17 protein-coding genes and 1 pseudogene are annotated in these 20,136 nt (G+C 67.1%); 9 read left to right on the forward strand and 9 right to left on the reverse strand.

The window, feature by feature from the left end:
- Positions 1-56 precede the first annotated feature (56 nt).
- The gene (locus H0X91_RS19835) at positions 57-1,097 is read left to right on the forward strand and encodes a bifunctional nicotinamide-nucleotide adenylyltransferase/Nudix hydroxylase (RefSeq protein WP_012339666.1); all 1,041 of its coding nucleotides are present in this window, start codon (positions 57-59) and stop codon (positions 1,095-1,097) included.
- Between the two features lie 72 nt (positions 1,098-1,169).
- Complete coding sequence (locus tag H0X91_RS19840; RefSeq protein ID WP_196433275.1) at positions 1,170-2,603, forward strand: nicotinate phosphoribosyltransferase; 1,434 nt, start codon at positions 1,170-1,172, stop codon at positions 2,601-2,603.
- Positions 2,604-2,645: 42 nt separating this feature from the next.
- On the opposite strand, the gene H0X91_RS19845 is transcribed toward H0X91_RS19840, so the two are convergent.
- A complete protein-coding gene (locus tag H0X91_RS19845) occupies positions 2,646-4,121 on the reverse strand; it encodes an aminotransferase-like domain-containing protein (protein ID WP_034202102.1) in 1,476 nt (491 codons plus the stop codon).
- 125 nt (positions 4,122-4,246) lie between these two features.
- On the opposite strand from H0X91_RS19845, the gene H0X91_RS19850 reads away from it, so the two are divergent.
- Positions 4,247-5,134 (forward strand): DMT family transporter, encoded by an 888-nt coding sequence (locus H0X91_RS19850; protein ID WP_006491199.1) that lies wholly within the window; start codon positions 4,247-4,249, stop codon positions 5,132-5,134.
- Positions 5,135-5,328: 194 nt separating this feature from the next.
- On the opposite strand, the gene lysA is transcribed toward H0X91_RS19850, so the two are convergent.
- Positions 5,329-6,567, reverse strand: coding sequence for a diaminopimelate decarboxylase (gene lysA, locus H0X91_RS19855; RefSeq protein ID WP_196433276.1), 1,239 nt, complete (start codon positions 6,565-6,567; stop codon positions 5,329-5,331).
- Positions 6,568-6,675: 108 nt separating this feature from the next.
- Between lysA and H0X91_RS19860 the strand changes: the two genes are divergently transcribed.
- Positions 6,676-7,590, forward strand: coding sequence for a LysR family transcriptional regulator (locus tag H0X91_RS19860; RefSeq protein ID WP_084751633.1), 915 nt, complete (start codon positions 6,676-6,678; stop codon positions 7,588-7,590).
- Here the strand turns inward: H0X91_RS19860 and H0X91_RS19865 are convergent.
- Entirely contained in the window at positions 7,587-8,537 is a 951-nt protein-coding gene (locus tag H0X91_RS19865) for an IS481-like element ISBcen26 family transposase (RefSeq protein WP_196433277.1), read from the reverse strand. The genes H0X91_RS19860 and H0X91_RS19865 overlap by 4 nt on opposite strands.
- Positions 8,538-8,693: 156 nt before the next feature.
- On the opposite strand from H0X91_RS19865, the gene H0X91_RS19870 reads away from it, so the two are divergent.
- The gene (locus H0X91_RS19870; protein ID WP_034202103.1) at positions 8,694-9,293 is read left to right on the forward strand and encodes a GNAT family N-acetyltransferase; all 600 of its coding nucleotides are present in this window, start codon (positions 8,694-8,696) and stop codon (positions 9,291-9,293) included.
- An 81-nt stretch (positions 9,294-9,374) separates the two neighbouring features.
- On the opposite strand, the gene H0X91_RS19875 is transcribed toward H0X91_RS19870, so the two are convergent.
- Both H0X91_RS19875 and H0X91_RS19880 read right to left on the reverse strand, forming a co-directional pair.
- Complete coding sequence (locus tag H0X91_RS19875; RefSeq protein ID WP_196433278.1) at positions 9,375-9,953, reverse strand: DUF4142 domain-containing protein; 579 nt, start codon at positions 9,951-9,953, stop codon at positions 9,375-9,377.
- 386 nt (positions 9,954-10,339) lie between these two features.
- Positions 10,340-10,963 carry an HAD hydrolase-like protein gene (locus tag H0X91_RS19880; RefSeq protein ID WP_084751631.1) on the reverse strand — a complete coding sequence of 208 codons (624 nt, stop codon included), beginning with the start codon at positions 10,961-10,963 and terminating at the stop codon, positions 10,340-10,342.
- Between the two features lie 159 nt (positions 10,964-11,122).
- On the opposite strand from H0X91_RS19880, the gene H0X91_RS19885 reads away from it, so the two are divergent.
- Complete coding sequence (locus tag H0X91_RS19885) at positions 11,123-11,566, forward strand: GNAT family N-acetyltransferase (protein WP_006491201.1); 444 nt, start codon at positions 11,123-11,125, stop codon at positions 11,564-11,566.
- Between the two features lie 57 nt (positions 11,567-11,623).
- The gene (locus tag H0X91_RS19890) at positions 11,624-11,842 is read left to right on the forward strand and encodes a DUF1653 domain-containing protein (protein ID WP_006480837.1); all 219 of its coding nucleotides are present in this window, start codon (positions 11,624-11,626) and stop codon (positions 11,840-11,842) included.
- 57 nt (positions 11,843-11,899) lie between these two features.
- Here the strand turns inward: H0X91_RS19890 and H0X91_RS19895 are convergent, their stop codons facing one another.
- From H0X91_RS19895 to H0X91_RS19910, 4 genes and pseudogenes are all read right to left on the reverse strand, one after another.
- Positions 11,900-13,111, reverse strand: coding sequence for a winged helix-turn-helix domain-containing protein (locus tag H0X91_RS19895; RefSeq protein WP_006498979.1), 1,212 nt, complete (start codon positions 13,109-13,111; stop codon positions 11,900-11,902).
- A 335-nt stretch (positions 13,112-13,446) separates the two neighbouring features.
- Positions 13,447-14,526, reverse strand: a complete 1,080-nt coding sequence (locus tag H0X91_RS19900) for a terpene synthase family protein (protein ID WP_006491212.1) — start codon at positions 14,524-14,526, stop codon at positions 13,447-13,449.
- Positions 14,527-14,580: 54 nt separating this feature from the next.
- A pseudogene (uppS, locus tag H0X91_RS19905) lies at positions 14,581-15,351 on the reverse strand (polyprenyl diphosphate synthase).
- 393 nt (positions 15,352-15,744) lie between these two features.
- Positions 15,745-17,133 carry an MFS transporter gene (locus H0X91_RS19910; RefSeq protein WP_196433279.1) on the reverse strand — a complete coding sequence of 463 codons (1,389 nt, stop codon included), beginning with the start codon at positions 17,131-17,133 and terminating at the stop codon, positions 15,745-15,747.
- 440 nt (positions 17,134-17,573) lie between these two features.
- On the opposite strand from H0X91_RS19910, the gene H0X91_RS19915 reads away from it, so the two are divergent.
- Both H0X91_RS19915 and treA read left to right on the forward strand, forming a co-directional pair.
- A complete protein-coding gene (locus tag H0X91_RS19915) occupies positions 17,574-18,203 on the forward strand; it encodes a TetR/AcrR family transcriptional regulator (RefSeq protein ID WP_062910360.1) in 630 nt (209 codons plus the stop codon).
- Positions 18,204-18,339: 136 nt separating this feature from the next.
- Complete coding sequence (treA, locus tag H0X91_RS19920) at positions 18,340-20,055, forward strand: alpha,alpha-trehalase TreA (RefSeq protein ID WP_196433280.1); 1,716 nt, start codon at positions 18,340-18,342, stop codon at positions 20,053-20,055.
- The last annotated feature ends 81 nt before the right edge of the window (positions 20,056-20,136 follow it).

A 20,136-nucleotide genomic window follows, 5' to 3' on the forward strand; every position in this document is an offset into this window, starting at 1 on the left:
TTCATCTCAACCCTTCGGGACAGACCCGGAGCGTTTCAATCTCTTGAGGGAGCCTCATGAGTACGCAACAGAACCGGCGCTTCGACGCGCTCGTTTTCATTGGTCGTTTCCAGCCTCCGCATCGTGGTCACCTGAACGTGCTGAAGTCGGCACTGAGCCGGGCCGAGCGCGTGTGCGTGCTGATCGGATCGACCGACAAGCCCCGCACCATCAAGGATCCGTTCTCGTTCGACGAGCGTCGCCAGATGCTGGCTTCGCTGCTCGACGCGTCCGAGCGCGATCGCGTGACGATTGCCCCGCTGCAGGATTCGACCTACAACGACGGCGACTGGGTACGCTGGGTGCAGGATGCGGTGGCCGTCGCGCTCGGCGACGTCGCGCAACGCAAGGTCGGGCTGATCGGCCACGAGAAGGACGCCACCTCGTATTACCTGCGGATGTTCCCGCAATGGGAGCTCGTCGACGTCGATGCGACGGAAGACATTTCCGCCACCGAGATCCGCGACCAGTATTTCGCCGAACGCACCAACAGCTTCGTGCAGTGGGCCGTGCCGGAACCCGTGTTCGGCTGGCTCGAGCGTTTTCGCACGCAGCCGGAATTCGCGCAACTGAAGTCGGAAGCCGAATTCATCGCCGCGTATCGCAAGGCGTGGGCGGCCGCGCCGTATCCCGTCACGTTCGTGACGGTCGACGCGGTGGTCGTGCACTCGGGGCATATCCTGCTCGTGCGCCGCCGCAGCGAACCGGGCCGCGGCCTGTGGGCGCTGCCGGGCGGCTTCGTGAACCAGGACGAGCGGCTCGACGCGGCGTGCATCCGCGAGCTGCGCGAGGAAACCGGCCTCAAGCTGCCGGAACCCGTGCTGCGCGGCTCGATCAAGGATCGCCAGGTGTTCGATCACCCGACGCGTTCGCTGCGCGGCCGCACGATCACGCATGCGTGCCTGTTCAACTTCCCGACTGGCGAGTTGCCGCGCGTGAAGGGCAGCGACGACGCCGACAAGGCGCGCTGGGTCCCGCTCAACGAATTCGCGCAGATGCGCAACGTGATGTTCGAGGATCACTTCGACATCGCGTATCACTTCCTGGGGAAGCTGTGACGCGCTGATTCCCCGCATCGGTCCGCCGCGACAGACGCGGCGGCACTTCAACGGCCTAGAGGAGCTCTAGCCATGCAAAACGATCCCGGCGGCTTTGCCGCGGTTCTCGCCAATCCGATTCTCAACACGGATTCGTACAAGGCTTCCCACTTCCTGCAGTATCCGCCGGACGCATCGGCGATGTTCTCGTACGTCGAATCGCGCGGCGGCCGTTACGACCGCACGCTGTTCTTCGGCCTGCAGATGCTGCTGAAGCAGTACCTGTGCAAGCCGGTCACGCACGCGATGATCGACGACGCGCGCGATTTCTTCACGGTGCACGGCGAGCCGTTCAACGAAGCAGGATGGCGCTATGTCGTCGAGCACTACGACGGTTACCTGCCGGTGAGGATTCGCGCGGTGCCGGAAGGCTCGATCGTGCCGGTGAACAACGTGCTGATGACGGTCGAATGCGACGATCCGCAGGTGTTCTGGCTCGCGTCGTATCTCGAGACGATGCTGTTGCGCATCTGGTATCCGGTGACGGTGGCGACCCGCAGCTGGCACCTGCGGCAGACGATTCGCCGCTTCCTCGAACGGACCGACGACGATCTCGCGCAACTGCCGTTCAAGCTGCACGACTTCGGCGCGCGCGGCGTGTCGAGCGCGGAGTCGGCCGCGATCGGCGGCGCCGCGCACCTCGTGAACTTCATGGGTTCGGACACGGTGCTCGGCGTGCTGGCCGCGAACCGCTTCTATCGCGAGCCGATGGCTGCCTACTCGGTGCCGGCGGCCGAGCACAGCACGATCACGTCGTGGGGGCGCGAGGGCGAGGCCGATGCGTACCGCAACATGATCAGGCGCTTCGGTTTGCCGGGTGCGATCGTATCGGTCGTGTCGGACTCCTATGATCTGTTCGCCGCGCTCGATCTGTGGGGTGGCGAACTGCGGCAGGCGGTGCTCGATTCGGGCGCGACGCTCGTCGTGCGTCCCGATTCCGGCGACCCGGTGACGATCGTGTTGCAGACCGTGCGCGCGCTCGACGCGTCGTTCGGTTCGACCGTGAACGGCAAGGGGCGGCGCGTGCTGAACCGCGTGCGCGTGATCCAGGGCGACGGTGTCGACGAGCAGTCGATCGAGGCGATCCTCGACGCGCTCGACGATGCCGGCTATGCGGCCGGCAACGTGGTGTTCGGCATGGGCGGTGCGTTGTTGCAGCGCGTGAACCGCGATACGCAGCGCTTCGCGATGAAGTGTTCGGCCATCCGGCGTGATGGCGTATGGCACGACGTTCGCAAGGATCCGGTCACCGATCGGGGCAAGCGCTCGAAGCAGGGGCGGTTGACGTTGCTGCGCAATTGGCGCACCGGCGAGTATCGGACGGTGACGTTGCCGGTCGCGTGGGATGATCACGTGCTGGAAGGCGAATGGGAAGAGGCGCTCGAGACGGTGTTCGACACCGGGCGTTTGCTCGTCGATACGTCGTTCGCCGAGGTCCGGGCGAGGGCGCATGCGGGGGAGGTGTGACGCAGGCGGCGGGCCATCCCGCCGCTGCGCGGCAGGTTCGCGTCACTTGCCGGCCAGTACACGGCTGCCGGCATTCGCCGGCGCGCCGCCGCGCTCGACCACCCGCACCGCCTCCATCGCCCGCGCCAGCGCATCGAACACCGCCGGACCCTTGCAACGCGACACGTTGAAGCGCATGTACGACGTCGCGCTGCGCGACGCGCTGAACACGTCGCCGGGCGCGAGCACCACGTCATGGTCCAGCGCATGACGCGCGACGCGCGCGGCGTCGAGTCCGTCCGGCAATTGCGCCCACACGAACAACCCGCCGCGCGGCTCCGTCCAGATCCCGAGCCCGGCCCGCGCGAGGCGCCGGATCGTTTCGCCCATCGCGTCCGCGAGACGCGCGCGCAGGCTGTCGAGATGGCGGCGGTACGTGCCGTCGATCAGCAGCCGGTGCACGACGTTCGCGCCGATCTGCGCATTGCCGAACGACGTCGCGAGCTTCAGGTCGACGAGCGCGTCGATCCATTCCGGACGCGCGGCGACATAGCCGCAGCGGATCGCGGCCGACAGCGTCTTCGAGAAGCTGCCGATCGACACGACGCGCGACAGCCCGTCGAACGCCGCGAGGCGCGGTGCGGGCGTGCTCTCGAAATCCGCGAAGATGTCGTCCTCGACGATCAGCAGCCCGTGCTCGGCCGCGAGCGTCAGCAGCCGGTGCGCGACGGGCGGCGCGAGCGTCGCGCCGGTCGGGTTGTGCAGCGCGGCGTTGGTGATGTACAGGCGCGGCCGGTGCTCGGCGAGTACCTGCTCGAAGCGCACGAGATCGGGGCCGTTCGGCGTGAAGGGGACGCTGACGATCCGTGCGCGATGCGCGCGCAGCAGCGCCTGGAAGTTGAAGTAGCACGGATCGTCGAGCACGACCGTATCGCCGGGCTCCAGCAGCAGGCGGCACACGAGGTCGAGCGCGTGCGTGCCGCCGTCGGTCAGCATGATCTGCGCGGGTTCCGCGTGGACGCCGTGCTGCGCGAGCCGCCACGCAAGCTGCTGGCGCAGCGCGGGCAGGCCGAGCGGGGTCGCATAGTCGGTCAGCGCATCGGCTTCGTCGCGCGACACGGCGCGCAACGCGCGCCGCAGGCTTTCGTCGGGCAGCCACGACGACGGCAACCATCCGCAGCCGGGCTTCACCGACGTCGGCGCCGCTTCGAGCGACTGACGCGACAGCCACAGCGGATCGAGCGCGCGATCGAGGCGCGGGCCGAGTTCCGCGAGCGCGAGCGGCGGTGCGTGCCCCGATACATAGAAGCCCGAACCGCGTCGGGCGACGAGCACGCCTTCGCTCGCGAGCCGTTCGTACGCATCGACGACCGTCGATTTCGACACGCCGAGCGCATCGGCCATCATCCGGATCGACGGCACGCGCGCGCCGGGCATCAGCGCGCGGCTCGAGATCCGCGCGCGCAACGTATCCATGACGGTTTCCACGCGCGTGCGCGACGGCGCGGGCGGAGCGGGAATCGGGGCGGAATGGTTCATGGCGAACGATGAACTGTACGGCCGGTTGTCCAGTACAGTTTGTCTGAATTGTATTGGGCTGTAGCTTACGCCGTTTTCGCCGGCGGCGGATCATCGGTCATCCATTTCCCCATTCAGGATCGACCGTGCAAAAGACGACCGACGGATGGCTCAGCGGCCTGCTGGGTGTCATCATTTTCAGTGGCTCGCTGCCCGCGACGCGTGTCGCGGTACAAGGGCTCGACCCGCTGTTCCTGACGTTCGCCCGCGCGACCATCGCCGGTGCGCTCGGCCTGCTGCTGCTCGTCGTGCTGAAGCAGCGGCGGCCGTCGCGCGCCGAGGCCGTGTCGCTGGCCATCGTCGCGCTCGGTGTTGTGGTCGGGTTCCCGTTGCTGACGGCGCTTGCGTTGAAGCACGTGACGTCGGCGCACGCGATCGTGTTCGTCGGGCTGCTGCCGCTCGCGACCGCGCTGTTCGGCGTGTGGCGCGGCGGGGAACGGCCGCGGCTGCCGTTCTGGATCTTCTCGATCGTCGGCAGCGGCGCGGTGGCCGCGTTTGCGCTGCGCAACGGCGGGCAGGCGTCGGTGGTCGGCGATGCGCTGATGCTGGCCGCGATCGTCGCGTGCGGGCTCGGTTATGCGGAAGGCGCGCGCCTGTCGCGCCAGCTCGGCGGCTGGCAGGTGATCTCGTGGGCGCTCGTGTTGTCGCTGCCGCTGATGCTGCCGCTCACGTGGCTGACCTGGCCCGCGTCGTTCGACGGAGTAGACGCCGCCGCGCTGTGGGGGCTCGCGTACGTGTCGCTGTTCAGCATGTTGATCGGCTTCGTGTTCTGGTATCGCGGGCTGGCGCTCGGCGGGATCGCGGGCGTCGGCCAGTTGCAGCTGCTGCAGCCGTTCTTCGGCCTCCTGCTCGCGGCCGGGCTGCTGCACGAGACGGTGCCGCCGTCGATGGTGGTCGTGACGGTCGTCGTGGTCGGCTGCGTGGCGGGCGCGAAGTACTTCTCGAAGATGGCGCCCGTGCAGCGTGCGGGGTGACGCAGGCGCAGCGGCGTGCCGCGCATCAGGCCGACGCCCTCCGGTGCGAGGCTGGCCGTAAGCCGGTTGCCACCGATGCGCATGATCGCGACATGCGCTCGATCCTGCACCCGATGACGGGGCCCAAGGCAAAACGGCCAGGCTGCCGGTAGCGGCAAGCCTGGCCGTTGGGCGTTCGTCACGCCGGGCGCGGGTTACTCGAACGTTTCCAGCGCGAGCAATTCGCCGATCGTCTGCCGGCGGCGGATCAGTCGCGGCGTGCCGCGATCGACGAGCACTTCCGGCGCGAGCGGCCGGCTGTTGTAGTTCGACGACATCGACGCGCCGTACGCGCCCGCGTCGTGCAGGAACAGCAGGTCGCCGATCTGCGGCTGCGCGAGCTTGCGGTGCGTGACCACGCCGCCTGCATCCTGCGTGAACACGTCGCCCGATTCGCACAGCGGCCCCGCGATCGCGAGATCGACGAGCGGCCGGCCGGCGGGCGGCGCGCCATCGTGCGCGTGTACCGACACCGCGTGATAGCTGCCGTACATCGACGGGCGCATCAGGTCGTTGAAGCCCGCGTCGATCAGCACGAAATCGTGCTTCGGCCGACGGTTGACGGCTTGCACCTCGGTGACGAGCGTGCCGGCTTCGGCGACGAGAAAGCGGCCCGGTTCGATCTCGATGCGCACCGGGTGGCCGAGATGCCGTTCGATCCGCTTGCGCGCGGCGTCCCACTGGCTGAAGTAGTGACCGACGTCGACGCGCGGTTCGCCGTCGCGATACGGGATCGACAGGCCGCCGCCGGCCGAGATCGCATCGATGTCGTGGCCGAGCGACGTGACGAGATCGACCATCGCATCGCACACCTGCGACAGGTGGCCGTAGTCGACGCCCGAACCGATGTGCATGTGGATGCCGACCAGCTTCAGCCCGTACTGGCGCACGATCTCGATCGCGCGCGGTACGTCGTCGATCCAGATGCCGTGCTTGCTCTGCGGGCCGCCGGTGTTGGTCTTGTTGCTGTGGCCGTGGCCGAACCCGGGATTCACGCGCAGCCACACGCGGTGGCCGGGCGCGTGCTCGCCGATGCGCGCGAGCATGTCCAGCGAGCCGGCGTTCACGGTCACGCCATGCTTGAGCACCGCCGCGAGCGTCGGGCGGTCGATCAGGTCTGCCGTGAACACGACGCCTTCCGGTTCGCCTGCCGGGCTGAACCCCGCCGCGAGGCTGCGCTCGATCTCGCCGAGCGACACGGCGTCGACGCACGCGCCTTCTTCGCGCATCAGCTTGAGGATATGGACGTTCGAATTCGCCTTCTGCGCGTAACGGATCACGTCGAACTGGCGCAGTTGGGCGATGCGGTCGCGGATGACGTCGGCGTCGTACACCCACAGCGGGGTGCCGTATTGCTGCGCGAGCGTCGCGAGCTGGCGGGAATCGAGAGACATGGCGGATGAACCGGATGGAGTGAACGGATAGCGGGATGATGCGCCTGATCGGCTATACAGTAAAATGCCGATTTATCTTCATTCGATTCATTCTTGATATATACGATCATGCTGACGCACCGTCATATCGAGGTGTTCCGTGCGCTGATGGTCACCGGCAGCACGACGCGCGCGGCCGAGATGCTGTACACGTCGCAGCCGACGATCAGCCGCGAGCTGGCGCGGATGGAGCAGGTCGTCGGCTTCGCGCTGTTCGAACGCGCGCACGGCCGGCTGCGCCCGACGATGGCCGCGCTCACGCTGTTCGACGACGTGCGGCTCGCGTATGTGGGGCTCGAACGCGTCGCGGCGACGGCCGCGCGCCTGCGCGAATTCCGCGACGGGCAACTGTCGGTGATCGCGCTGCCGGCGTTCTCGCACGCGATCCTGCCCGGCGCGTGCCGGCGCTTTCACGATGCGCATGCGGGTGTCAGCGTGTCGGTCACGACGCAGGAGTCGCCGGTGCTCGAGGAGTGGCTCACCGCGCAGCGTTACGACCTCGGGCTGACCGAGCACGACGTCGCGCCGGCCGGCACCGTGCTCACGCCGCTGCTCGAAGTCGATGAAGTGTGCGTGCTGCCCGACGGCCATCCGCTGCTCGCGCAGGACGCGATCGACTTGCTCGATCTCGCCGACCGCCCGTTCGTGAGCCTGTCGCTGAACGATCCGTACCGCATCCTGATCGACGAGGCGTTCGCGCAACTCGGTGTCGCGCCGCGCTCGGTGGTCGATACGCCATCGGCGGTGTCGGTGTGCGCGTTCGTGCGGCAAGGGCTCGGGGCCGCGATCGTCAACCCGCTCACGGCGCTCGATTTCGTCGGCCGCGGTCTGCACGTGCGGCCGCTGACGCGCTCGTTTCCGTACCGGGTCAGCGTGATCGTGCCCGAGCACCGGCCGAAGAGCCTGCTCGTCGATGCGTTCGCCGATGCATTGCGCGGCGAAGCGAAGGCGATCCGCCGCCGGCTCGCCGCGCACCTCGGCTAGCTGTGAAGCGTCAAGAGGTTGTTTCTTGACGCGGGAAGTCTGGCCATCGGCGCAACGCCGCCGATGGCGCTATGGGCACGATGCCAGTTGTAGTGGTGCTGCCAACTCGCCAAGGCTTCGATGCGATGGGCCGAGCTCTGGTATGTCCATGCGTAGGCCCATTCGCGTAACGCTGACTGGATGAAGCGTTCGGCCTTGCCGTTGGTCTGCGGACGATACGCCCGCGTAAATTTGTGCCGGATACCCAGTTCCTGACAGGCTCGCGCAAACTCGTGTGAGCGAAACGCCGAACCGTTGTCGGTTAGCAAGCGATGCACACGCACGCCGAGTCCGGCGTACCAAGCCACTGCATCGCGCAGGAACTGCACGGCACTGCGTTTCGTCTCGTCTGGATGCATTGCCGTGTAGGCAATCCGGGCGTGATCGTCCACTGCGACGAACAGGTACTCCCAGCCAACGCCGTCCACTGTATCGCGCCGATTGCCGGTGACACGATGGCCAGGACGCGCGATACGGCCAAACTTCTTGATGTCGATGTGCAGCAAATCGCCCGGCGCCTTGTGCTCGTAGCGCTGAACCGGTTCACGCGGTTGCAGGTCGCTCAACCGAGACAGTCCGGCACGCACCAGCACCCGACTGACGGTCGAGGCCGACACTCCCACCTGTCGAGCGATCTGACGTTGCAGCAAGCGCTGCTGGCGCAATTCCACGATCAGTAAGGCAGTCGACGGGGCGATGGCGCGTGGAGAGCGAGCCGGTCGAGAAGAAGCGTCAGCCAGCGCAACCGCACCGCCGGCCAGGTAGCGTCCAAGCCATTTGCGCACAGTCGGTGCTGTCACGCCGTGATCGGCCGCCGCTTGCGACACGCTCGAACCGGATTCGGTGATCTCCTGAACCATCTCAAGTCGACGCGTGAAAGTGAGTCGGGCATTCTTATGGGTGTTCATCCGGCTGGGTTCCTGCAAGGTTGGGTGTTTGGCGACTTCCAGTCTCCCAGACTCAGTCCGGATGAACCATCGATACAACCTATTGAAGCTTCACAGCTAGCGGCACCGTATGATGGGCGTTTCGCCGCCATCGTCCTCATTTTCCGGAATCCCGTCATGACCGACGCATCGTCTTCCCTCGAACAACCGACCCTCGTCGGCGAACGTGTCGTCCTGCGTCCGCTCGACGTGTCCGACCGGCAAGCGCTGCTGGACGCTGCAGCCGACGGCGAGTTGTGGAACCTGAAGGTCACGGTCGTGCCGGGCGCGCAGACGGTCGACGCCTACATCGACACGGCGTTGCGGGGCCGCGCGGCCGGCACCGTGATGCCGTTCGTGATCGTCGATCGCGCATCGGGTCGCGCCATCGGCAGTACACGCTTCTGGAAGATCGATCGCACGAATCGCAAGCTGGAGATCGGCCATACGTGGTTGAGCGAATCGGCGCAGCGTACGCGGGCGAATACCGAAGCGAAGTGGTTGCTGCTGACCTATGCGTTCGACACGATGCGATGCGTACGCGTGCAGTTCACGACGGACGAGCTGAACGAGAAATCGCGCGCGGCGATCCTGCGGCTCGGTGCGAAACAGGAGGGCATCGTGCGTCACGAACGGATCATGCCGGACGGCCGCAAGCGCAATTCGGTGCGGTTCAGCATCATCGATGACGAATGGCCGGAAGTGCGTGCGCGGCTCGACGCGAAGCTGGCGACGTAACGTGTGCCGCGCCGCCGGCAGGGGAGGCGGCGACGCGACAGGGGGCGGTGCGCCGCGCACGATGCGCGGCGCTGCATCGTGTTACTGCGCCGATGCGAGGTGATGACGCTGCGCGAGCTTCTGCGCGTCTGCATAGTGCGCCTGCAGGATCGGCAGCGCCTGGCGTGCGACTTCCTTCAGCTTGGTGTCGCGGCCCGATGCGATTTCGGCCTGGAATGCCGAGATCGTCTTTTGCTGGCCGGCGAGCGCGACCTGTTCGATGTAGGCCTTGTCGAAGTCGGCGCCGCGCAAGCTCTTGATGCTGTTCAGCACGGTCGTGTCCGGGTCGTTGGCCGGCACGTCGACGCCGCGCGGGCTCGCCGCGCGCATCGCCTGGATGATCTTCGCATCGTCGGTCGACACGCGTTGCGCGAAGGCCTTGACCTGGCTGTCCGACGTGCGCGAATCGGCGATGCGCGCGGCGTCGTGCTGGGTCGACACGGTTTTCGTGCCGTCCGTGATGAAGGTCTGGTCGGCTTCGTGGATGCGCGTCGCGGTGGCAGCCGGCGCGGCGGACGCGGCGGGGGCCGGTTGCGCGGTTTGCGCGGTCGCCGTCACGGCGACGAGAAGCAGGCCGGCGGCAGACAAGGCAAGGCGCGAGATGGGGGGAAAGCGGTTCATGGGACCTCCTTTCGATCGGGGCTCTGGTTGAAAAACGGATCGTGTGATCCGTCGCTGTGCGAGAGGCCGGGCGCGCCCGGGCCGGATTCGATGGCCACTCTGCCGCGGCGGCGTTCGAAGTGTTTCCCGGCCCGACTTATTCTAGGAGAGCGCTCGGGTAGCAGGTGCAACCGTGCTGTGGCTTGTGTAACGGTTGGTAAGACGAATCGATGGGCATGCGCGCAGGCAGGTAGCGCGTACCTGATGCGCGTGCGGTGGCGGCAATTTTTGCGCGCGCGTGGCGCATGCAATGCATGAGATGCAGGTGCGTGTCATCCGCATTGCATCGACGTGATGTTGTCGTGGCGGCTGCCGTGGCTGCATGCGCGCGTGGCGCGGCGAACGCGTTACACGCGTTCGAGCAGCGCGTCGAGGCGCGGCAGCAACGGCGTCGCGCAATGCGCCTGCAACGCGTCGGGCGCCGTATAGCCCCACGCGACGCCCTGGAACGCGATCCGTGCACGCCGTGCCGCTTCGGCATCACGGATTTCGTCGCCGACGTACAGCACTTCGTCGGCGCGCACGCCGGCCTCGCGAACGAGCGCGCGCAGACGACGCGCCTTGCCGAACAGCGGAATCCCGCATGCGAAATGGTCGACGCGCGCGCCGGCGCGCGGGCCGAGCCGGTCGCGCACGATCGCCTCGGTATTCGACGTGGCGATCGCGATGCGGATGCCGCGCGCGGCGAGCGCGTCGAACGTTTCGTCGACGCCGGGGAACAACTGCACTTGCGCGACACGCGGCTGCATCAGGCGGCGCATGTCGATCGTCACGCGCGGCACTTTCCACATCGGCACGTCGAGCGCGCGGATGATGTCGCGCGCCGACATGCCGCGCAGCGCCGGGCGCAGTTCGGGCGTGGCGTCGCGAAAGCCGTGCAGGCGCGACGCTTCCGACAGCGCGGCGAGAAAACTGTCGAGCGAATCGGCGAGCGTGCCGTCGAAGTCGAAGGCGATGAGGCGGTAGGTCATGATGCAGCGTGGCAGGTTTATCGGGCGATGACATTGTCACCGAATCGAAGCCGGCAGAGTACGACCGTTCGTCCGCGGTGGTTCGTGGCGCCCCTTGTCCGCCACTCGCCAGCGCGGTATCGTCGATGCTCCGCCTTCCGTCCCGACCGGAGAACAGACGTGCCCGCAGCCACTCCCGCCACGCTGAGATTTTCCACCGACAAGCGCGAACTCGACATCGACGCGATCTTCGATTTCCTGCATCGCGACGCGTACTGGTCGCAGGGCATTCCGCGCGACGTGGTCGAGCGCGCGATCGACGGTTCGCTGTGCTTCGGCGCGTACGTCGGCGACCGGTTCGTCGGGTTCGCGCGGCTCGTCACCGATCAGGCGACGTTCGCGTACCTGTGCGACGTGTTCGTGCTGCCGGCCGAACGCGGCAACGGCTACGGCCGCGCGCTGATCGACCATATATTCGCGCAGGAGATGGTGCGGCGGCTGCGCCGCATCATGCTCGCGACGACTGATGCGCACGCGCTGTACCGGCCGGTCGGTTTCGGTCCGCCGGCGAACCCCGAGCGGCTGATGGAGATCCGCCGCCCCGACATCTACACGACACGCTGACGGGCGGCGCAGCGCATACAATACGCGCTTTCCGTTTTTGCCGAAGAGAAGCACACCATGACCGAACAGGAAGCCGAACAGCTCGCGACGCACCGCCACTACAAGGGCGGCCTGTACCGCTACATCGGCGTTGCCCGCCATTCCGAAACCGAGGAATCGGTGGTCGTCTACGAGCATCTGTGGCCGCATGCGCGCGGGCTGTGGGTGCGGCCGGAAGCCATGTTCAACGGCAATCTCGAAGACGGCACGCCGCGTTTTCGCAAGCTGCGCGACTGATCCGCGGCCGGCGGCGCGTACGCCGCCGCGCAGGCCGGCCGCGCGAACCTGTGCGCGTTACGTGTCGGCCAGCGCCTTCACCAGTTCCGGCGGTGCATGCCTGACCGTCACCTCCGGCGTGCCGTGCCACGCCGCGAGTTTCTTCACGGCCTTCGCGACGTCGGCCGCGAGCCCGGTGCCGAAGCGCACGCCCGGCTCGACGTGCACGGCCTTCAGTTCGAACGTGCCGAGCGTGCGATGCGCTTTCGCATCGACGCGGCCCACCAGCCGGCCGCGATGCAGCACGGGCAGGCAGAAATAGCCGTAGCGCCGTTTGTGCTCGGGTGTGTAGCACTCGATCGTGTAATCGAAACCAAACAGCGTCGACGCGCGCCGCCGGTCCCAGACGACCGGATCGAACGGCGACAGCAGCGTCGTGACCGTCGAGCGCAACGTGTCGGCCGCGGCGGCCGGCAGCCACGCATCGAGCGAGCGATGCACGTAGGCCGGTTCCTTCCAGTCGTCGATCTGCACCGGAATCAGGTCGCCGGCCTCCGCCAGCCGTTCCAGCTCCGCGCGGTACGAGCGGCGCGGCAGCCGATAGTAGTCGGCCACCCAGTCCGCGCGCACGACGCCGAGCGCGCGGCACGTGTAGTCGAGCAGCGTGGGCAGCACGGCTTCGCGCGGCGGCAGGTCGCGCGTATCGTCCCAGCCGGGCAGCACGCGTTCGCGCACGTCGTACACACGCTGGAAATTGCGGCGCTCCGACACCATCAGGTCGCCCGTCGTGAACAGCACTTCCAGGTGACGCTTCTCGGGCTTGCGGTCCCACCAGCCGTTGCCCTTCACGCCGTCCTCGCGCGCGAAATCGGCCGACCGCACCGGGCCTTCCGCGCGAATCCGCGCGAGCAGCCGTTCGATCTCGGGACGATTCTGCGCATGCCATTCGGCCGCATATTTCCAGCCCATCCCCGACGGATCGAGCATCTTGTAGCGCATCAGCCCGAACTGCTCGATCGGCAGGAAACACGCTTCGTGCGACCAGTATTCGAACAGGCGCGCCTCGGCGAGATGTTCGTCGAGCCACTGCGGCGAGAAATCGCCGAGCCGGCTGAACAGCACGAGATACGGGCTGCGCGCGACGACGTGGATGGTGTCGATCTGCAACTGCGCCATCCGGCGGATCGTGTCGAGCACGTCGGACTTGGTGGCCTTGCGGCGGGGCGGCGTGAGCAGGCCCTGTGCGGCGAGATGCAGTGCGCGGGCGGCGGCGGGCGAGAGCGTGAGCATCGGCAGGACGGTCGAGGGTGGCGATCGGGAACCACTTTAGCGCGAAAGCGGCGCGCGCGTGCGACGTGCGGCTGCAACGCGTCTGACAATGGTTGACAGATGCGTTTCGCAAGTTTCCCTATAGTGCAGTTCATGGCGCGACGACAAGTGCGCGCAACGATTCCGCTTCCGACGCACATATGTCCATGGCACGCAGGAAGCGAATCCGGGACTCTCAACCCCCATCGGGAGACCCGGAGCCCTGAGCGAACATCCACGCGGCTGTGCACCGGCCCCGTGTGGATGTTCGCTGATTTTTTTGTTTTTCCGGTTTTCATCCGTCGCCGAGCGACAGGTCATGTCGCAGCGCTCGTCTGTCCGGGCCGCAGCGCACGGGACAGGTCGTAGTGTTTCGCCGCACCGTAACGCGGCGAACCGAAGTGCCAGTCGTAGTTGCCGCGAATGTATGTGCGGGCCTCGTCGAGCAGGCGCAGCGACGCGCGATCGTCGGTGCGCGCACGCACCTTTTTTTCCAGATCCAGATAACGCGCGAGATAGCCGTTGTGGATGTCCGCCGCCGCGTCGAGCGCGGCTTGCGGCGCGAGCCCGCGTTCGTGCATCAGGACGCAGACGAGATTGCTGCTCGATTCGCCGGCCTCCTTCGGATACGAAAAGATGTCGTTGCACAGGCACAGGATCAGGCCGGATAGCTTGCGCAGGCGCTCGACTTCTTCGTCTGCGTAGAACGCGGCGGGCGCTTCGTAGCCCGCGGCGATGTCGATCAGCGCGAACGCGCCTTCGCCGCAGCCGTTATAGGTGCGACCGGACAGGTACTCGGCCTCGCCGGGCACGACGTCGGTCGCGAACCGGCCGGTTTCCCATAGCGTCGAGAACAGGAACGTCATCATTCCCGCCACCCAGCGGGCGTACTGCACGCGTGTGGATGCAGCGGCGATACGCGCGCAGATGTCCTGCGTCGCCCGTTGCAGGGCGGGCAGGAACGCGGCCAGGTGCGGCAGGCGCCCCGCCAGCGCGGCGCGCAGCGGCGCCGGATCATGACCGGTCGGGTCGGCGATCATTTCGTACAGCCACAGGTAGAGCGCGCCGAGCTCGCCCGGGGCGCGCGCGACGCCGTGCAGGCTGCACAGGCCGTCGTCGATCGCGAAGATCCAGCCATACGCGCGGCTCGTCGTGCACAGGCCGTCGAAGGTCGCGTGCGCATAGACGCGTGAGCAGTATTCGCCGACCTTGCCGTGACGGATGCCGTTGGCCCAGCGCGGATCGTCGAGCAAGCCATGGCCGTTCATCCACGCGAGCAGGTCGGCTTCGGCGCGGTCGGCGTCGGGATGCACGGGCGTGTCGAACGGGTGGAACAGGTGCGGCAGCACGAGCGCGGGCGCGGCGGCTTCGGCGGTAACGGTTTCAACGGTGGACATGGCGTGCCTCGCGGATGGCGGGTGACAACGGGTGTCATGAAGGACGGTCCGGCGCTACTTGCCGAACCGGCGCGCGCGCTTGCCGTACGCATCGATGGCCTGTTCGAAATCGTCGCGTCCAAAATCGGGCCAGCACGTCGGCGTGAAATAGAACTCCGAGAAAGCGGTTTGCCACAGCATGAAATTCGACAGGCGCTGCTCGCCCTACGTGCGGATCACGAGGTCCGGCTCCGGCTGGCCGGCCGTGTAGAGCCGGCTCGCGATCAGCTCCGGGCTGAGTTGCGCGAGCAACTGCTCGACGGTGCCGGCGGCGACATGCTCCGCGATCAGCGAGCGGACCGCGTGCAGCAGGTCGAGGCGGCCGCTGTACGCGACCGCGATGTTCACGTCGAGCCCGCGCGCGTGGGCCGTGCGTTGCTGCGCGGCGCGGATGCGCTCGGCGGTGGCGGGCGGCAACTGCGTCAGGTCGCCAATCACGTGCAGGCGCCAGCGGCCGCAGGCGGCAAGCTCGTCGAAGACGTCGCCGATCACCGCGAGCAGGTCGCGCAATTCCCCGGCGTCGCGCTGGAGATTCTCGGTGGACAGCGGCCACAGCGTCACGAACGGGATTCCGGTTTCCTCGCACCACGACAGCAGCGCGTGCACGTTGCGCCCGCCGGCCCGATAGCCGTCGGCGGCCGGCAGGCCGAGGCGGTCCGCCCAGCGCCGGTTGCCGTCGAGGATGACGGCGAGATGCGTCGGCAATGGCGGCCGGGCCGTATCCAGTGCAGCGGGCGAGTCGGTGATGAATGTTTCCGGCGCGCGCAGAATCAGCTCTTGAGTCATGGAGACCCCTTCGAGGCGAGATAGCGATCGAAACGTGAAACAGCGGATGGGAGGTTATGACGACTGCTGCAATTCGGCGCGGGGACAATATTGGCGCCGATGCGAGTGATCATTATTGATCAATGGATTTCGGATTTTCAAGTCGTTCGCATGCCCGATATCGGGACGCGCCAGCGCAAGCGACCGAGCAGGCGTGGCGGCGCGTCTGCCGATATCTAAAGCGGTGATGCGCAGTCGATCTTCGGGCCGAGGTTATTTCGACATGCGGATTCGGCGAGTGCCTCGTGCGTTTCGCGCGATTGAATAAATTTCGGAATTGAAAAATAAAAGCGATGCAATACGCGGACGATCGATTGCGGCGAAAATGATTTCGCTGCGTCGGCCGTTGGCCGCCTATGCCCGCTTGCCGCGCGCGACCTCGTCGCCGGCGCCGGGCGGCAGCCGCCGCGTGATCGGAATCGATGCGAACGAGCACAGCCCGACCACCACGAATGCCGGCCAGAAATCCGACCACACCATCGCCTGATGGCCCTGGAGCCAGTGCGACACGTGCAGCACGAGGCCGGCCACCGTCACGCCGAGGCCGAGCGACATCTGCTGCACGACACTGCCGAGGCTCGTCGCGCGACCTGCGTCGCGCGGCGAGATGTCCGCGTAGATCATCGAATTCAGGCTCGTGAACTGCAGCGCGGGGAAGATGCCGCCGACGAGCACGATCATCCAGATCGCCCAGGTGGCCATGCCGGGATGGAATACGCCATACGCGGCGATCGCGAGGCCCGCGAATGCCGCGTTGTAGATCAGCACGGTACGAAAGCCGAAGCGGCGCAGCGTATGGGTGGCCGTCGAGCGGCTGACCGCGCCGCCGAGCGCGGACGCGCACGTGATCAGGCCGGAATGGAACGCGCTCATGCCGAGCCCTTCCTGCAGCGCGAGCGGCAGCAGGAACGGCACCGCGCCGAGGCCGATGCGGAACAGCGACCCGCCGACGACGCTCGCGTGGTACGTCGGGATCTTCAGGAAACTGAGGTCGAGCACGGGGCGCTCCTTGCGGCGCGCGTACGGCACGTACAGCGCGAGCATCGCGGCGCCGGCCGCGCACATGAGGATGGCGTTCGAGCGCGACGTGAGCGAACCGTCGATCAGCGTGAGGCCCATCAGCAGCAGCGCCGCGCCGCTGGCCGACAGCAGGAAGCCGAACCAGTCGAGCGGCCCCGGATCGGGCTCGTGCGTGTTCGCGATGTGCTTGCTCGCGAGGTAGATCCCGTAGATGCCGATCGGCACGTTGATGAAGAAGATCATCCGCCAGTGCAGGTAGGTCGTGATGAAGCCGCCGACGAGCGGCCCGACCGTGGGCCCGAACAGCGCGGGAATCGCGAGGTAGTTCATCGCGCGCACGAGATCGGAGCGTGGCACCGCGCGGAAGATGATGATGCGGCCGACCGGCACCATCATCGCGCCGCCGACGCCCTGTATGAAGCGCGCGAACGTGAGCACGCCGAGGGAGTTGGACGCCGCGCACATCAGCGAGCCGCCGACGAAGATGCCGATCGCGGTGCGGAACACGGCGCGCGCGCTGAAGCGGTCGGCGAGCCAGCCGCAGATCGGGATGAACACGCCGAGGCCGACCACGTAAGCCGTGATCGCGATGTTCAGTGTGACGGGGCTGTGCCCGAAGTCCCTCGCCATCGCGGGCAGCGCGGTGACGATGATGTTCGCGTCGACGCTTTCCATGAACAACGCACAGGCAACGATGAGCGGTGCTAGAAAGACGGGCGACATGGGCTGGGCGCGCGGTAAAGACGTCATTATGCCCACAATGTGACCGTTGCGTCACGTACGACAACAGTTGTTCCGCATGTTGCAACAGTCGTCTTTTCCTGTGGATGGGGCGGAAAGAACGACTGCGCGTGGGCAAGCGACGCATTGCTCGTGCGTGTCGAATGCGTTGCCCGACCGGTGAACGACGCAGCATCGCCGTTGCCGGGCGCGCGTGCGTTTTCGATGCCGGGCAGGCGGTCGATGCGCCCGACATTGCGATCGGGGAACGGCTTCCCGCGCGGTGCGTCGCCCACGCTTTCGCCATTCGGCGTGCGTGTCGACGCGCATGAACACGATGAGCGGGACCGACGTCTGCCCGGTATGGCGATTCCTTTTGACGGAGTGGCGGTGCGTTTCTAGAATATGAGCGTTTGCTCATATTCGAAACTCGCATTCCCGCCATGTCCGACTCGTCTTCGCGCATCCCGCTGTCGCCCCGCAAGGCGCCGCGCCAGCGCCGCTCGGTGGCCACCGTCGATGCGATCGTCGAGGCCGCCGCGCGCATTCTGGAGCGCGACGGCTTCGACGGTTACACGACGAACGCGGTCGCCGCGCTGGCCGGCGTGAGCATCGGCTCGCTCTATCAATACTTTCCGAACCGCGATGCGCTGACCGCTGCGCTCGTCGAGCGCGAGAGTGCGCATCTGCTCGACGACGTCGACCGGGCGGCCGCGCTGTCGTCGTGCGACGACGTGCTGCGCACGCTGGTGCGCGGGGCCGTCGCGCACCAGATGCGCCGGCCGGTGCTCGCGCGGCTGATCGATTTCGAGGAGGCGCGGCTGCCGCTCGGTGCGCGCAACGCGCGCGTCGTCGACCGCATCCACGCGACCTTGCTGCATGCGCTCGGGTTGCGCGATGCGCCGCGCGTCGCCGCGCCCGACGTGATTGCGCACGATCTGCTCGCGATCGTGAAAGGCATCGTCGATGCGGCGGGCGCGCGCGGCGAAACCGATGCGCACGCGCTCGAAGCGCGGGCGTGGCGGGCGGTGCGCGGTTATCTCCGGGAATCGCGCGAATCGAAACTTGCTTGAGATGCATGTTTCGTGCGACAGTCGGACCCATTCGCACCACAACATGACGCGTATCGATCGAAGGCCATCGAGACGAACGCGCGCGCGAACGAGACCTCGTGCCGATCCACTCACCATCGAAAGGAGGGGACACGCCATGACGTCACGTCGTGCCGCACCGCTTGCATCTCGCTTCTCGTCGCGTCAGTCACCGCCCGCGCCGCGTCTGCGCTGGGCCGCCGCACTGGCCATCGCGTATCTCGCCGTCGCCGGCTGCGCCGCGCAGGCCGACAATGCGAACCAGGCCGCCGCGCAAGCGGCCGGCCAGTCCGCGATACCGGCTACCACCGCAGCGGCTGCCGCTCCCGCGTCGGGCACGCTGCCGCCGCCGAGCCAGCTCTACGGCGATCTGTTCGTCGCGGTGCAGACCGCGCAGCTCTATCCCGACCAGAAGACCTTCGTCGACGCAACGCCCGATACCGACCCCGCGACGATCGTGCAGTTGTATCAGCAACAGAAATCGCAGCCGGGCTTCTCGCTGAAGGCGTTCGTCGACCAGCATTTCACGCCGCCCCCGGAAGGTGGCGTGACGCCGCCGCCGAACCAGACGCTGCGCCAGCACATCGACTGGCTGTGGCCGCAGCTCACGCGCACGAGCGTCACGGTGCCCCAGTACAGTTCGCTGATTCCGATGCCGAAGCCGTACGTCGTGCCGGGCGGCCGTTTCCGCGAAGGGTACTACTGGGATACCTATTTCACGATGCTCGGGTTGCAGGTGTCGGGGCGCGAGGATCTCGTCGACGACATGCTCGACAACTTTGCATACCTGATCGATACGGTCGGCCACATCCCGAACGGCAATCGCACGTACTACGCGAGCCGCTCGCAGCCGCCGTTCTTCGCGTACATGGTCACGCTCGCCGCGCAGGTCGAGGGCGACAAGGTCTACCAGAAATACCTGCCGGCGCTGCGCAAGGAACATGCGTACTGGATGCAGGGCGAGACCACGACGCCGCGCGGGCAGGCGGCGCGCCACGTGGTCGCGATGCCCGACGGCGCCGTGCTGAACCGCTACTGGGATGCGAGCGATACGCCGCGCGACGAGTCGTATCTGGAGGACGTGACGACCGCGAAGTCGGTGCCGTCCCGACCGGCGAACGAGGTGTACCGCGACCTGCGCGCGGGCGCCGAAAGCGGCTGGGACTACAGCTCGCGGTGGTTCGGCGACGGCAAGACGCTCGCGACGATCCGCACGACGTCGATCGTGCCGGTCGACCTGAACAGCCTGATGTTCCATCTCGAGACGACGATCGTGAAGGGCTGCGCGGTCACGCGCGACATCGCATGCGTGGCCGATTTTTCAGCGCGCGCGGGCAAGCGGGCGGCTGCGATCAATCATTACCTGTGGAACCGTCGCGGCTACTATGGCGACTACGACTGGCAGTTGCGCAAGCCGCGCGACGGCGTGACGGCGGCCGCGCTGTATCCGTTGTTTGCAGGCGTCGCGTGGCCGGAGCGTGCGAAGGCGACCGCGCGCGAAGTGCGCAAGACGCTGCTGCAGCCGGGCGGTCTCGCGACGACGACCGAGAACACGGGCCAGCAATGGGATGCGCCGAACGGCTGGGCGCCGCTGCAGTGGATCGCGATCGACGGGCTGCGCCGTTATGGCGAACCGGCGCTCGCGAAGGACATCGGCACGCGTTTCCTGTCCGACGTGAAGCATGTGTATGCGACCGAAGGCAAGCTCGTCGAGAAGTACGTGGTCGAGGGTACCGGCATGGGCGGCGGAGGCGGCGGCGAATATCCGTTGCAGGACGGCTTCGGCTGGACCAACGGCGTCACGCTGAAACTGCTCGGGCTGTACGGCGAGTAAGGTGCGGTGCGCGGTGCGGGCCGCGTGCCCACACGGCGAGCAATCGCACGGGCCGGACCGTCGCGCAAGCGGTCGTCCGGC

The organism is Burkholderia sp. 9777_1386 (assembly GCF_015712265.1).
GTDB classification, from domain to species: Bacteria; Pseudomonadota; Gammaproteobacteria; order Burkholderiales; family Burkholderiaceae; genus Burkholderia; species Burkholderia cenocepacia.

What these genes read in the sequence shown, in the direction of transcription:
- H0X91_RS19835 (WP_012339666.1), top strand. Translation starts at nt 57, where the DNA reads ATGAGTACGCAACAGAACCGGCGCTTCGACGCGCTCGTTTTCATTGGT.
- H0X91_RS19840 (WP_196433275.1), top strand. Translation starts at nt 1,170, where the DNA reads ATGCAAAACGATCCCGGCGGCTTTGCCGCGGTTCTCGCCAATCCGATT.
- H0X91_RS19845 (WP_034202102.1), bottom strand. Translation starts at nt 4,121, where the DNA reads ATGAACCATTCCGCCCCGATTCCCGCTCCGCCCGCGCCGTCGCGCACG.
- lysA (WP_196433276.1), bottom strand. Translation starts at nt 6,567, where the DNA reads ATGTCTCTCGATTCCCGCCAGCTCGCGACGCTCGCGCAGCAATACGGC.
- H0X91_RS19860 (WP_084751633.1), top strand. Translation starts at nt 6,676, where the DNA reads ATGCTGACGCACCGTCATATCGAGGTGTTCCGTGCGCTGATGGTCACC.
- H0X91_RS19865 (WP_196433277.1), bottom strand. Translation starts at nt 8,537, where the DNA reads ATGAACACCCATAAGAATGCCCGACTCACTTTCACGCGTCGACTTGAG.
- H0X91_RS19870 (WP_034202103.1), top strand. Translation starts at nt 8,694, where the DNA reads ATGACCGACGCATCGTCTTCCCTCGAACAACCGACCCTCGTCGGCGAA.
- H0X91_RS19875 (WP_196433278.1), bottom strand. Translation starts at nt 9,953, where the DNA reads ATGAACCGCTTTCCCCCCATCTCGCGCCTTGCCTTGTCTGCCGCCGGC.
- H0X91_RS19880 (WP_084751631.1), bottom strand. Translation starts at nt 10,963, where the DNA reads ATGACCTACCGCCTCATCGCCTTCGACTTCGACGGCACGCTCGCCGAT.
- H0X91_RS19890 (WP_006480837.1), top strand. Translation starts at nt 11,624, where the DNA reads ATGACCGAACAGGAAGCCGAACAGCTCGCGACGCACCGCCACTACAAG.
- H0X91_RS19895 (WP_006498979.1), bottom strand. Translation starts at nt 13,111, where the DNA reads ATGCTCACGCTCTCGCCCGCCGCCGCCCGCGCACTGCATCTCGCCGCA.
- H0X91_RS19900 (WP_006491212.1), bottom strand. Translation starts at nt 14,526, where the DNA reads ATGTCCACCGTTGAAACCGTTACCGCCGAAGCCGCCGCGCCCGCGCTC.
- H0X91_RS19910 (WP_196433279.1), bottom strand. Translation starts at nt 17,133, where the DNA reads ATGTCGCCCGTCTTTCTAGCACCGCTCATCGTTGCCTGTGCGTTGTTC.
- H0X91_RS19915 (WP_062910360.1), top strand. Translation starts at nt 17,574, where the DNA reads ATGTCCGACTCGTCTTCGCGCATCCCGCTGTCGCCCCGCAAGGCGCCG.
- treA (WP_196433280.1), top strand. Translation starts at nt 18,340, where the DNA reads ATGACGTCACGTCGTGCCGCACCGCTTGCATCTCGCTTCTCGTCGCGT.